Here is a 12,744-nt window from a genome sequence, read left to right as displayed (position 1 = left end):
AATGCGACAAGCAGCCTGCGCCTGGAGCACGCGGCGCGCTGAACCGGAGCTCATCTGCCGACCGAGCGCGGGCTCGACGTGTTGGACGGAAGCCGTGAGCAGCAACGTCACCAAGCGTCATCGACACCAGTGTGGGTTGGCATGACGGACAGCGCCGACACCGAACAGCTTGGACTTGGCCTTACCCTTATTGCCTTCACCAAGTGGGGATGGGTATTTCGCGACCAGCCCATCCGTGACTACGGCATCGACGCACACGTGGAACCCAAGACGGACGGCGTGCCGTCGGGGCGCCCTGTGGCCCTGCAGATCAAGACCGGGCGATCCTACTTCGAGCCGACTTCCGAGGGGTGGCGGTATCGCGCGAAGGGGAACGAACGTCACCTGCGCTACTGGTTGGGACATACCCTCCCCGTCCTGATCATTTTCTGTGATCCGGACACAGAAACCTTGTACTGGCAGCACGTCACTGCGGAACGAATCAACTACACGCCGAACGACTGGACGATCGTCATCCCACGCGATCAGACGATCACCCCAGACTCCAAAGACGCTATCGCCGCCATTGCCTTTGCAGCAGTTGGCGCGACGGAAGACCCGCTGGACGAGACGATGCCGCACTTGCCGCCGTCGGTGGCGGACGCCATTCGTCGCGTTGCGGCTAGCGAGGCGCGCGGAGCGCTGCGGCTCGCCGTCGCGTTGGCGCGCGGGCGTTGTGAACCGCGATTGGCGGTCGAGACAATCCTGGCCAGCCAGCCAAGCTGGTTGGTGCGGGGCGGTGGGCAGTTCGAAGCGATCCTGGGCGCGTACTCGGTGGAACACGGCCACCCCGACCTGGCAGCTCAGGCGTTCACACTGGCCGCCGGGCAGGTCGAAGCAATCGCAGGGCGGCTATACGCCCTCGCCGCGGTTTTCACCGCCGGTACCGGAGACATGACCAGGGCAGCTGACCTGCTGAGGAAAGCTGAGACCGCTGGTGGATCACCTCTGCTCCTCGATGCCGTCCGTTGGCACGTTAGGCGCTTGAGCGAAACCAGCCAGATCCCGGTTCCGGAAGCCCTCCGGGCTGCGTCACCACACGACCTGGCCAGCGAAGAGATGTGCCTGCAGATTCTCGGCGAGGATGCAGGACACCGCCGTGACATCAGCGGAGTGGTGTCCTACGCCGAGCAGGCACTGGCCGCAGGTCCGGACAACAGCGGTCTGCAATTGCGGATGGCGGAGGCGCTTTTGTGGCGCGTGACAGATGGCTCTGCCGCTGTGCCGGCGGAGGATCTGCGCCGCGCCGAGGAGCTGGCCACGACCGCATGGCAGCAGCGACGCCGCTGGTCGGGCCCCAGCGAGCAGGCGCTCACGGTGCTGCTGCGCAAGCACTACCTTGTCGGCGCATACGCAACCATGATCAACCTAGCCACGCCCTCGCCCCAGGGACATGCGAGCGAACACGAAGCAAGCGAAGGAAATGTCGCCTACCTGGGCACCATCGCGGCCCTCACCCTGGGCCAACGAGACAAGGCGACCGAGTTCGTTGACCGAGTTGAGGGAAAGCCGATCGCCGCAGGTCTACGCGCGCTGACCGCCGACCCTGATCTTCCACGCGACGACCAGATCGAATTGTGGCGAGAGGCACTACCGACCATCGAGCAGCACGACTTGCGCTTGCGCGGCATCTACCTGATGGCGACCTTGGGTGCCTGGCCGTTTCCCGAACTCGATCAGGCGCGCGAATCCGGAATCATCGATCCGGTCACAGCCGATCTCCTGGGCGCCCGCTGCGAAGCCGGCCGCGGCAACGTTCAAACCGCAGTCATGCAGTTGCGCCGTCACGTCGCTACGTCGGCCGCTGCGGTGGAGCTATTGGTCGAGGTGTTGGAGAACGACGGCCAATACGATCAGGCGCTGCAGGAATGTGCTCGGGGAGTCGCTCGCTTCGGCGACGTCGCGCTGGACGCGATGCGGTTGAACCTGCTGCTGCGAAGCCACAAGCCTGACGCCGCTGCGGAGTCGGCTGTCCAGCTCCTGTCTCGCCCCGATCTCCCGGCTGAGCGACGGCTGGCGCTGCGTCGCGGGTTGATCGGGTTCTACTCGATGCGCGGGGACTGGATGAACGTCGAAACGCAGAGTCGAGCGGCGCTTGGCGAGCATCCACAAGAGGCCGATCTTCAGTGGGTGCTGATCGGCGCAACCATCAACCAAGGTCGTCTCGACGATGCATGGGCACGCTTGCAGCAACTCAATCCGCCCATCATCCATCGCGGCGCGCTGGGTGCGTGGATGGGCCTGCATGCGCAGTTCGGGTTCACCGAAGCCGACATCGCCACGGCGCTGGAGAGCCTGACCCGCTGGCCTGACGATTCCGAGGTCTGTGCGCAGATCCTTGCCACGTTGATGCACGCGGGTGGTCGGCACGCCCCAGACGGGCGCCCGATCTTGCCCGATCTTGACGAAGCTGGCCAGCAGAGATTTCAGGAAACCCTCCTCGACTACACAACCCGTCATCCCGACGGTCCGATCCGGACGATCAACATCGACGGACTGAGCTTCGCCGAGATGATGCGGGCCCAATTGGCGCCGCGTGCTGAGCAGGATCGGCTGTTGCTGAACCTCGTTAGGCAGGCACGGCTGCCCCTCGGATTGGTGGTCGCATCCCGCGGCCAGCGGTATACCCAAGCGCTGATCCAACGCGCCTGCGGTCCAATAGTCGCGATGACCCTGGATCCCGACCGCTTCGATTGGGAAATCGCCGCCGCAACGAACTCCCTCAACCAGTCGGTCGTGGTGGAGACCAGCGCGTTGACCACTGCCACGTTGCTCACTGACCGATGGCCCTCACTGCGAGCTGCGTTCGCCGAACTCGTCGTGCCGCGCAACGTGCTACACGACATCCAGGCAACCGGTGCCGAACTTCGCCGCGATCCCGACAGCGTGAGCTGGATAGGATTCGATCCCGACCAGAGCGCTTTGACGGTAACCGAGCATTCCGGGCAGCAAGCCAGCGAGTTCATCGCTCGGATTGCCGATGTCGACCGTGCAGCTCGTGATCTTGTCGCTGTGGACACTCCTGCTCGCGAGGTCTTCCCCGACCGGGGTGGTTTCGGCGATCGAGAAGTTTGGGTCAGCTCGCTCGAAACGGCTGCTCAGACGGGCAAACCGTTGTGGAGCGATGATGTCGTTGTTCGCGAACTGGCTGTAGAGCGTGAAATACCCGCGTTCAGCACCCTCGCCCTGCTGCACGTGCTGATCGAGGCGAACCTGGCCGAGGACTCGCTGCGCGTCGACGTGCAGACGTTGGCCCGCGCCCACGTCGTCGATCTGACCCTGACCGCCGAGGAGCTGCTTGGCCTTGCTCGCGACGAGAACTGGTCTCTCGGTGCGGCGGCTACTTATGTGCAGCGCGGTGGCTTCTGGTCCGACTACAACAGCGCACTCGCCGACTGCCTGCCCATCCTCGAGAACGTTCATGCACACGAACCGGACCTACTCGTCGCATGGCTGGTCAGAGTCTGCATCGGCGTCGCCGACCACCTCGCGAACAGCGCCTTGGAAGACACCCTTGGTCGGGTCACCGACACGATCGCCGATCATCTGGCCGTCGACACACCAACTCGAGACGTCTTGCACGACGCAGCCCGCGCTGCCGGCGAAACCATTCGCCGGCAGCGGGACGAGCGAGATCACTGAACTGGTTGGTTCCGTCGACGAAATCGGAAAGCACTTCTCCGCCAAGCATGTCGTTGCCATGATCACTGACTGCGGCGTGTCCGCGAATGTTGACACCACTCGATTAGCCTCCTCGGTCCCTACCGCTCGGCCGTCGTCGATGGCTCAGGTCCAGGTGGCCCCCAGCCCCCAGGTGATGGCGTGCCTGCGCACATTTCTCGGTCCTGCCGGGGACACTGCCAACCATCCAGGCTGTGATCGCTGTGATGGGAGCACGATTGGCGGGCAAGTATGCACCCCTGACGGGACGCCTTGCTGCCGCGGCAAGCGACGGTCTGCGGGGTGTTGAGCTGTCGTTTGCCGAGATTGCTGACCTTGTCGGTGGTCTGCCGGCCTCGGCATACGACCACCGGACGTGGTGGGCCAACGGTGTGCGATCCCAGCAGGCGGCGTGGCACCACGCCGGTTGGCGGGTCGACCTCGTCTCCCTGGAACGCCGTCACGTGCGGTTCGTTCGACATGACGCTCCGATGGCAGCAGCAGGTGAGAGCCAGCCGGACGTTACAGCGATTGAGCTGCCCATCGACGACGACGCTCCCGCTCTGGACGTGCGCGTGCGTTGTGTATGGCGTGTCGGCGGCGAGGTTGGACTGTCCGACGACAAGCTGGTGTTCCCGCGCTTGCCTCGTGTCGCCGCGATCTATCGTTTGACCTTCGCGAACTCGGCGGGGAGGCCTCGGATCTATGTCGGTGAGACCAACAACCTTCGGCGCCGCGTCGGCAACTACCGCAATCCTGGGCCGACGCAGCGAACGAGTCAGCGGCTCCACGATGAACTCGTCCGCCACCTGGCGGCGGGTGGCACGGTCAGTCTGTCCGTGGCTGTCGAAGCGGACATCGAGACGGATGGACAGCGCTCCGTGTTGCCTCTGGCTCGCAAGACGGCTCGCGTTCTTGCAGAGCACGCCGCACTCGCTCTGGTGTACGTCGACGACGTAGTGGACATCCTGAATGCGGATCGAGGGGCGGAGTGACGCGGTCAACGGTTGGCGAGCGACGCCAAACTTCGGTCACGAAGATGTTGTGGCGTCAGAATTCTACGAAGTTGATCAAGCTCGTGATGACGGCCTCAGTGCTGCAATCTGCAGAGAAGCGGTGCCGAAACTCGCTGGCACAGCCAAGTGGTTCACGCTCCGCGGCGTCAAGACCCGAAGCAGCTCTCAAGCGTGCTGCTCGGCGATCTCGTGCCGATCGGCGCGGGCACGTCCGTCGTCGCGGTGGTCCCCATCAAGGCAGTCCGGACTCCCCCACTCACGGGCGAGTCGGTCAGCGAAGCCGGGGCGCCACTGGTGCAGCCAGTGCTGCGCATCGCGTTCGGTGGCATTCGGGCCGACGTTGGCCGCACGCCAGCTGTAAGCAAGCGTCGCCACCTCCATCGCCAGTCCGGGATGCTGGCTCCAGCACTGAGGAATCGGCCGAGCACGACTCCCGTCAACGCCAACGAACGTGACGTTGTACCAAGCCACGAAGTTGTCGACGGTGTTCCGCGGATCTCCGTCTCCAGCAGGGTCGCTCTCGGCAGCTGCAGGCGGGCTGAACCACACCCACGGGGCTGGCTCGGCCGCAGCATCCTCGTCCGCACTGGACTCCGGTCCGGGTCGCGCAACCAACTGGTTGACCCTGTCTTCGAGGCGCCGCAGCTTCCGCGTCAGCGCCTCGACGAGATCAGTCAGCGCCGAGATCTGAGCATCCCGGTCTCCCACATCGGCACCCGACCGCTCTGCCTCGCCGCTCATGCCGCGAATCCGCCGAACTGGCCGGTCCTCGGCCCTGCTCCGACAGCGAGCCCGTCCGAACCGAGCTCGACCTGCCCGTCGCGCACAGCCTGAACGTGGCTGCAGATCATCTTCCAATCGGGTCGTTTCCGCACATCGACGGTACGGGCCAGGATCGGGGCAAGGTGGCGGTGGATCACCAGGACGCGACCGCGGCGCACGCGACGAACGTCGCCTGGTCGGTAGGTGGGCACCGTCTCCAGCCCGACCGAGGTGCGGGCATGGCCAAGAAGGCCGTCGCTTTGCTGCTGGTACCGACGACGATCGTGATGCCCCGTCAGCAAGGAAACCCACTCCAAGGTGGTCCGGTCCTTGATCCCGCCCCAGACCGACAAGGTCGTGGTGTTGTCCAACAGCTGACGGGTTCGCTGGGTACCGAACGCATCTTCCAGTGCTGCCACGGTTTGAGCGCCCCAGTGGATGAGCACGCCACGGCCGGCGGAGTCGGAGATGATATCCGGGATCTGCGGTACGGGAGTCGCGTTCGTGATCTCGTCGAGGATCGCGGAGGCTGGTGGGTCGAGGCGGCGGTTCGGAGAGTGCAGCGCCATTTCCTGTGCCGTCGTCAGCCAATGCTCGACCAGCGCAGTGAGAATCGGCGCGGCCTGCGCGGACTGGTGCTGGCCGGCGATCAGGTACAACGAGCCTTGCTGTGCCAGGAACTCCCGCACATCGAAGTCCTGGCCAGGAGCAGGAGTGCACAGCTCTCGGATCTGCGGGTCCATGAACGGCTCGATCACCCGCCGCACGCTCAGCCACACCGCATCGGATGTCTCGGCGACCAAGCCGATCTCCGAACGCAGGTTCCGGGCGTACTCGTGCAGGCCAGCCTGCTGAAGCAGCCGGACCGGTTCCTGGTCAACAGGCTTGCTGATCGCCCACCGCACCAAGTCGTCGACGCCGCGACCGTGGGTCGCAGCGGCCAGGAAGTAGGCCTGCAGCACCACTTTCGCTCGGTCGCGGAAAACCTTGTCGTTGCCACCCACCCCGGCCAGGCCGACAGAGGCGGCCTCGACCATCGTGTGCGAACGGCGGTACGCCACAGTGGTGTCGTCGCATCCTTGCATTGGCCACCAGTGCACTCGAGCCGGCCACGCCACCGTGCCGGTCAGGTCGATCAACTTCACCGGCGCAGCAGGACGGCGGCCGACCCGGAGCAGAGCGGTGAACTCCAACAAATAGGGCTTCGTAGTCGAGCACAGCAACGCACCGGGCGCCGCGATCACCTTGTGCACCAGGTCCTGACGGCTCTTGCCGGACTGGGTCGGGGCAAGAGTGCCGGTGGGATTCTCGAGCGGTGTGCACATCGGCTCACGCCACTGCGTGAGATGCAACGGCACCGCTACTTCCTCCAGCGGTGCCTGCCGTACCTGCGCACGAGAGAGGCTCGGCCGAGTCCATGCAGCGGTGCGACGGCCTGCAGCCAACGACAGTTCTTCCCTGACATCCTCGCGTTTCGCGTGCCCTGCTGCAGTGGGGCCGAACCGCCGCCAGGCGGACAACGCCGCGGCCAGCATCAGTCCGCTGAGGACGACCAGCAGCATGATCGTGACGGTCCAGTACAAACCGGTGTGCGAAGAAAGAGCGCTGGCCCACGGCTCGCCAAGGCCGACCGCAGGTTGTCCTGGCTGCGCGACGACGCCGAGCGCCGCGGTGAACCACGTGTCGAAGCCAGGTAGCTTCCAGGGCCCGCCAAGCAACACCGTGCTCAGCGCGACGCCGAGCATCAGGGTGGTGCTGGCGACAGCAGCAAGTGCGCTGAACACGGCCGCGATCAGGCCAATCAACGCCAGGTCACGGTCACCGGTAGGCGACACTGCGGTCTTCATGATCGCGGGTCCTCGCCGACTTGCCCGCCGACGACCCTGCGGATGGCAACGATCTTGGATTCCCAGGACTTGAGGTTGGTCAGGATTACGCCGTGGTCGGTGTCGTAGGCATCGACCACGTACCCGTGGCCGATGTACATGCCGACATGTCCGGGGCGCGCCGCGGTGCCGTCAGAGCCGGGGATGAACAACATGTCGCCGGGCTGCACTTTGGCAAGGGAGCCAACTGCGACACCGTCGTACATCTGGGTGTAGGTGGTTCGGGAGATCTTGACACCGGCATGTGCCCAGGCCGCCATCATCAGCCCCGAGCAGTCGAAGGAGTCTGGGCCAGTGGCGCCCCATACGTATGGGCGGCCAAGCTTGGCTAGCACGTAGGTCACGGCGGCTCGTTGCTGCTGCTGAGTCGGTAGAGCGAAGTCAGCCGGGAGCTTCTTGGGGTCGACCTCGCCGAGTTCGCCAGCACCCTTGTCCGGGCAACCGCCGAAAGCGAGTTCGACAAGCAGCACAACATCAGCGCCCGACGAGGGCACGGGGTTGTCCGGACCGCTCCAGTACTTCGCGGTGAGCGCGGCAGCCGCCGGTTCGCGAGGTCCGTATCGCTCTGGGAATTCGGAGCGCTGCACAGCCTGCTCAGCCTCACCGGGGGGTTTGGTATGCCAGCCTGGCACCGCGAGCAACGCGTCGTAAAACTTGCCGGCCGCGTAAACCGGGTCGAGCAGCTGCGACGGGCTGCCCCAGCCCATGCTGGGGCGCTGTTGGAACAATCCGAGGCTGTCGCGGTCGCCGTAAGCGACGTTGCGCAGTTCGGACTCGACCATAGCGGTGGCCAAGGCCAGCACGGCCGCGCGCTTGGGCAGCTTTCTGCCGACGGCGACGGCCACGATGATCTGCGCGTTGGTCAACTGCTCCGCGGTGAACGGGTGGTCACCAACCTGCTGGGTTACGCCGCCAGGCCCGTACCCGGCGGACAGGCCGGATGGTGAGCACGAGGCGGCCGCAGCGAACACGCTGGTCATCGAGAGCAGGACGGCGCCCACAAGGAGCGCCGGGATCACGACTACTACATAGACGGCAGCAACGAACCCGCCGAGCACCGGTGCTGAACACGCTCGGGGCGCTGCCAAGGTGACCTACCCGGCCTGACGCAGCTGTGCGTTTGTGTCGAAGACCAGCCGCTCCGCGCCCGACAACACCGTCTGGACCTTGTAACCGGGCGCGTTCTCCACCTTCCACAGCGCGCGGCCCTGGCGATCCATCGCCCAACCCGTGATGACCTCTTGCTCGCGTTCCGACAGCCCCAAGGCTTCGGCGAGCTCATCGGCGACTCGTGTGGACTGACCTAGCAGCACGCGAGTCGAGCACAGGGCGATTAGGTCTCGGGCTATGGCGACTTCCTGCGAGCCTGCCGCGCCGACCGACATGAGGTCACTCGGCTTGTGTGCGATCAGGACCTGGATGCTCTTCTCGATACGGGACAGCCGCAGTTCTGAGTCGGCAGCCTGCACGGCGCGCAGCCCGAGCCGCATCTGCCTCCACATCTCGTCGCGCACCACGATGCGGATGTCGCCGTCGGCCTGCAGATCCGTCGCCATGCTCGACCACGACCCGAGGCAGGTCAGCGCGACTGCGATCGCTTGGTCGCCACGGGAGCGCAACAACGACAGGTCCATCGACTGCACTGGCGCGTCCCAGTCGAGCCGGATGTTGGTTTCCTCATCGAACAGGCCGGCCAGCGGGCCGGAGATGAGATTGCCCAGCGCGTCAGTCATCGGCCGGAGCGCGTCGAGGAACTGACGGCGGTCAGCGAACCGGGTGGTCTCACACAGCACGTTGTCCGGGTCTGCCAGCACCCGCTGCACGTCGGGGATGGTGATGGGCCGCAGCTCGGTGTAGCCGTCCCCGATACCCACCAGTCCCCGCAGGACCGCTGAAAGCACAGCCTCGTCGGTCACGGTGGGCTCGTAGCCCTGCGCATCGGCCAGCGCCACCAACAGCTTGACCCAGCGGCCGAGGACACCGGCTAGTTCTTCGCGTTGACGGGAAACCGACCAACTGTTCCAACGGCTGCGCAGTGGCCCAAGGTCCAGCGCGTTGAGTCGAGCAGGGCTCCCTCGACCGAGCGCGATCGGCGTGTTGCCCATTGCACGGACCAGCGGGCTGTACTCCCCCTTGACGTCTCCGGCGATCAAGCTGCGGAACCCGAACATCATCATCCGCAGCAGGAACGCCGCGATCGTGCTCGACTTACCGCGACCGGGTTCACCGAACATGATGAGGTTCGGGTTGGTCGACAGTCCACGTAGGACCCATTCGACGGGGTGGACGTAGAACGCACCACCCGACAACGTGTCGTATCCCATCCGCGCCCCCACCGCAGGCACACCCGCGGCGGCCAGCAGAGGGAACAAGCCACCGATTTCGCTGGTGGCAGCCTGGTAGACCGCAAGTGGCGCCTCGACAGGCGACCAACCTTCACCTGGGCGCGCCCGACCTCGCCGCGGTGCGATCGGCCGGTTCACCCGATCTCGGGCTGTCCTCGGCTGCTGTGGCGCACGTGTCGTATCCGGCAGCGCACCGAAAGTACCGAGCAGCTGAGCCACGCTGCGCTCACCAGCACGTCTACGGCTCACAACAGACCTCCTCGCTGCCGCGGCAACCCGATCCCGACCGGGAGCACGGCTGCGACGAATGCGGAGTCCTGCGCCAGTTCCAACCTGAGCAACCGGAATCGACCGCTCGCGTCGTTCTCCAATCGCGCAGCGTGGTCCTCGACGTTCCAGCTGCTCGGCACGGTGACTGACGCCGCCAGGGCAAACCGCACAACCGAGTGACCAGCAGCGACAGCACGCTCCTGCACGAGGGCACCGCGAGCATCGCGCTCCTCCATGGCGGAGGCGTTGAAACCCTTGCGCCGCTTCATATCTGTCATCACGTTCGTGCGAAACCTGTTGCCGCGAACGGCCCGCTGCGCACGGCGCGCATCAAGAACCTCATAGTGAATGGCCAAGGTTCGCCGCTCCCCTGCCGAACGAACAGCGAGCAACGGACCGAGGCTGCCGAACACGGTGCCCGCTTCAGGCATCAACGCGGTGTAGGCGACGGTGGTGAAGCCGTCGTGGGTGTAGGAACGTGCGGATGGAACAGGTGTGGCGGTCGGCCCGGCCGCCGCCTTCTCCAACCCCCGACCGCGGGTGCCACGTTCGTTTGCCGCGGCCAGCAATGCCCGTGCGGCTGGGTTGAACCCGGTACGAAGGGCTTCGGCCATGCCCGGCCCGTCCAGCCATTGGACAGTGCGAGCTCCGAGCGCCTTGAGCGGGTCCTCCAGACCGTCCAGTACCCGATAGAGCGCCTGCGCGCGACCGGCGACACCGCCGCCGGCAGCAGCGGCCGGCTTGCGGAGCTTGTCCTCCGAGCCGGACACCACGACGAACAGCTCGTGCCTGACCGAGACGTTGCCGATGATGTGGTCCAACTCGGCGTTGGCCTGACGGGCCAACGCAGGCGCGTCGCGGATCTCATGATCGCCGCGCCACACCTCGTACTCAGTTCCGTCGTCCGGCACGGTGCGGACCAGCAGGCTCAACCGATCTACGACATCGCGGTGGCCCAGCGACAGCAGCAGGGTGCCAAGCCGATTTGCCAGCCGCTCACACTGCTCATCGGACAACATTCCGACACCGGAGTGGGTCAGCCTGGCGGCCGCACCCCACCGGCCCTCAACAGTGTCGTGTATCAAACAGACACGACCGACGTCCCGAAACTGCGGGCCGTCCGGAAAGCTCACGCGCTGGAGCGCACCTGGCAGGTCAGGCTCATTCGGGTCGACTGGCATACCGGCGGCGGCCTTCGACTGCCAGCGCGACCAGCCGGTGATGATGCCGACCTCGAAGAGCACAAGGTGCACCAGCCAACGCATCGCGGGACGGCCACGCACCGGAACCACCACGAGCGCGGCGATCGTTCCGCAGACCAACAAGAGAATCCCCGCGTCTGCAAACCGACCAGCGCTGATCGCCCACAACACCGGCGCCCCCAGAGCGATGCAGACAAGTGCCTGCAGTGGGGTCAGACCCATGATCCAACCGGCGTGCTCACGACGGTCAAGTCCTCTGTAGATTCGGGGCGTGGTCATACGATCACCGCCGCTTCCTCAGCTCCTGCAGCAGCTTCGCCGCCGCCTTCGCCTTCGGCTCCGTAGTGACCCGAAGGGCCGGTGTTGGGGCTCGACGAGACGACCGATCCGGTATTGGCGGCAGGTGGCACGGACTCGTGGTCGTCATCGTCGGGATTCGGCTCGTCCGATCCGGCGCCGCTCGAGTCGTCACCGGACGTGGCGCTCTTGTTGTCCTGGTTAGAGTTCTGCGAGGCAGAGTGGCTGCTTGACGACTGTCCGACGCCAGTCTCGTCCATCTCCTGCTCGGCGTACTCAGCGGCGGCTTCGTCGAACCGGCCGGTGTTCGCGTCTTCCTGGGAACCGCCACCGCCCCCTCCGCCGCGTGCACCGGACGCTGCCAGAGCTGCCGGATTGTTCTCGCCGTAGGAGTCGACACCTGCTCCGGACAGGGCATCGCGGAACGCAGCGCCGGCATCGCTGTTGGGGTCCACGAAGGCGAATAGCCGGAACAGGACGAACGGGCAGCACAACGAGATGATCAGCACTCCAACGCCCGCGAGCAGTCCGGACAGCCCCTGCGATCCACCGGAGATCGCGATTCCCAGCACCAGGGTCATCGCCAGCACGGCCTTCATCGCGACGCACACCATCAGCCACCGGCACGTCCGCCAGAACCACGAGGCGGTGATGCCGGACAGCAGCCCAGCCGCCGAGACCGGCACGGTCGCGACCATGACGTAAACAGCCGCTTCGCGGAACAGCATCTCCAGCACGTAGCCGATTCCGGCCGGGATCACTCCGATCAAAGCTGCGATGCCGAGCACGGTGGCGTTCACTCCGTCGCCGGCCGCGTCGAGGAACCCGGTCGCGTTGAGTGCGTCGGTGAAGTTCTCCGCCCGCAGTCCGTACTTCAGGATCCCGGAGGTGAGCCCGTCGACCCCGGCCAAGAACGCCGCGACGATTCCAACGGTCAGGGCGAGCGCAACGCCGTACTGCACGGGTCCTCCCACCAGCCGTAGAAAACCCCGGCCGCCCCGCAACGTCGTGGCGGTCAGTTGCCAGAAGAACAAACCGAGCGCGAGGACACCGCTGATCCACAGCATCATCGGCCACAAGATCGAAACCGGTCCGCTACGCGCGTCCACCGTGAACACCGAGAACTTGTCCGCCAGGCCGAACGCCGCCTGCAGGACGAACAGGGATGCCCGCCACAGAGCCAGCATCGCGGCCTCGAACCCGGTGACGATCATGTCCCGGACCGGTCCGCCGAGCGCGTTGCCGATGTCGTCGAAGGGCCACATCT

The 12,744-nt window shown here is 65.6% G+C and carries 8 protein-coding genes; 2 read left to right on the top strand and 6 right to left on the bottom strand.

Annotated features, from left to right (window positions below; all coding sequences use genetic code 11):
- Nucleotides 1-141 precede the first annotated feature (141 nt).
- A complete protein-coding gene (locus LFM09_RS36750; protein ID WP_414101218.1) occupies nucleotides 142-3,681 on the top strand; it encodes a DUF4365 domain-containing protein in 3,540 nt (1,179 codons plus the stop codon).
- 233 nt (nucleotides 3,682-3,914) lie between these two features.
- Nucleotides 3,915-4,694: a hypothetical protein gene (locus LFM09_RS36745; RefSeq protein ID WP_414101217.1), complete on the top strand. Its 780-nt coding sequence runs from the start codon at nucleotides 3,915-3,917 to the stop codon at nucleotides 4,692-4,694.
- A gap of 186 nt (nucleotides 4,695-4,880) precedes the next feature.
- Here LFM09_RS36745 and LFM09_RS36740 read toward each other — a convergent pair whose 3' ends face one another.
- The 6 genes from LFM09_RS36740 to LFM09_RS36715 all read right to left on the bottom strand — a co-directional run bounded on the left by LFM09_RS36740 (nucleotide 4,881) and on the right by LFM09_RS36715 (nucleotide 12,742).
- On the bottom strand, nucleotides 4,881-5,456 hold the full coding sequence (locus tag LFM09_RS36740; protein WP_030466880.1) for a hypothetical protein: 576 nt from the start codon (nucleotides 5,454-5,456) through the stop codon (nucleotides 4,881-4,883).
- Complete coding sequence (locus tag LFM09_RS36735; RefSeq protein WP_414101216.1) at nucleotides 5,453-7,324, bottom strand: type IV secretory system conjugative DNA transfer family protein; 1,872 nt, start codon at nucleotides 7,322-7,324, stop codon at nucleotides 5,453-5,455. Before LFM09_RS36735 ends, LFM09_RS36740 begins: the two co-directional genes overlap by 4 nt.
- Nucleotides 7,321-8,382 carry a C40 family peptidase gene (locus LFM09_RS36730; protein WP_414101215.1) on the bottom strand — a complete coding sequence of 354 codons (1,062 nt, stop codon included), beginning with the start codon at nucleotides 8,380-8,382 and terminating at the stop codon, nucleotides 7,321-7,323. Before LFM09_RS36730 ends, LFM09_RS36735 begins: the two co-directional genes overlap by 4 nt.
- Before the next feature lie 75 nt (nucleotides 8,383-8,457).
- A complete protein-coding gene (locus LFM09_RS36725; RefSeq protein WP_414101214.1) occupies nucleotides 8,458-9,540 on the bottom strand; it encodes an ATP-binding protein in 1,083 nt (360 codons plus the stop codon).
- A 413-nt stretch (nucleotides 9,541-9,953) separates the two neighbouring features.
- On the bottom strand, nucleotides 9,954-11,459 hold the full coding sequence (locus tag LFM09_RS36720) for an SCO6880 family protein (protein WP_414101213.1): 1,506 nt from the start codon (nucleotides 11,457-11,459) through the stop codon (nucleotides 9,954-9,956).
- A complete protein-coding gene (locus LFM09_RS36715; RefSeq protein ID WP_414101212.1) occupies nucleotides 11,456-12,742 on the bottom strand; it encodes a hypothetical protein in 1,287 nt (428 codons plus the stop codon). The genes LFM09_RS36720 and LFM09_RS36715 overlap by 4 nt, the downstream gene beginning before the upstream one ends.
- Nucleotides 12,743-12,744: the final 2 nt, after the last annotated feature.

Origin of the sequence: Lentzea alba (genome assembly GCF_047445655.1) — a bacterium.
Classification (GTDB): Bacteria; Actinomycetota; Actinomycetes; order Mycobacteriales; family Pseudonocardiaceae; genus Lentzea; species Lentzea alba_A.
Note: the sequence above shows the minus strand (reverse complement) of the source record. Positions and strands in the feature narration are given on the sequence as shown.

Coding starts and splice junctions, on each gene's coding strand:
- LFM09_RS36715 (WP_414101212.1), bottom strand. CDS start 12,742: ATGTGGCCCTTCGACGACATCGGCAACGCGCTCGGCGGACCGGTCCGG.
- LFM09_RS36725 (WP_414101214.1), bottom strand. CDS start 9,540: ATGATGATGTTCGGGTTCCGCAGCTTGATCGCCGGAGACGTCAAGGGG.
- LFM09_RS36720 (WP_414101213.1), bottom strand. CDS start 11,459: ATGACCACGCCCCGAATCTACAGAGGACTTGACCGTCGTGAGCACGCC.
- LFM09_RS36740 (WP_030466880.1), bottom strand. CDS start 5,456: ATGAGCGGCGAGGCAGAGCGGTCGGGTGCCGATGTGGGAGACCGGGAT.
- LFM09_RS36750 (WP_414101218.1), top strand. CDS start 142: ATGACGGACAGCGCCGACACCGAACAGCTTGGACTTGGCCTTACCCTT.
- LFM09_RS36735 (WP_414101216.1), bottom strand. CDS start 7,324: ATGAAGACCGCAGTGTCGCCTACCGGTGACCGTGACCTGGCGTTGATT.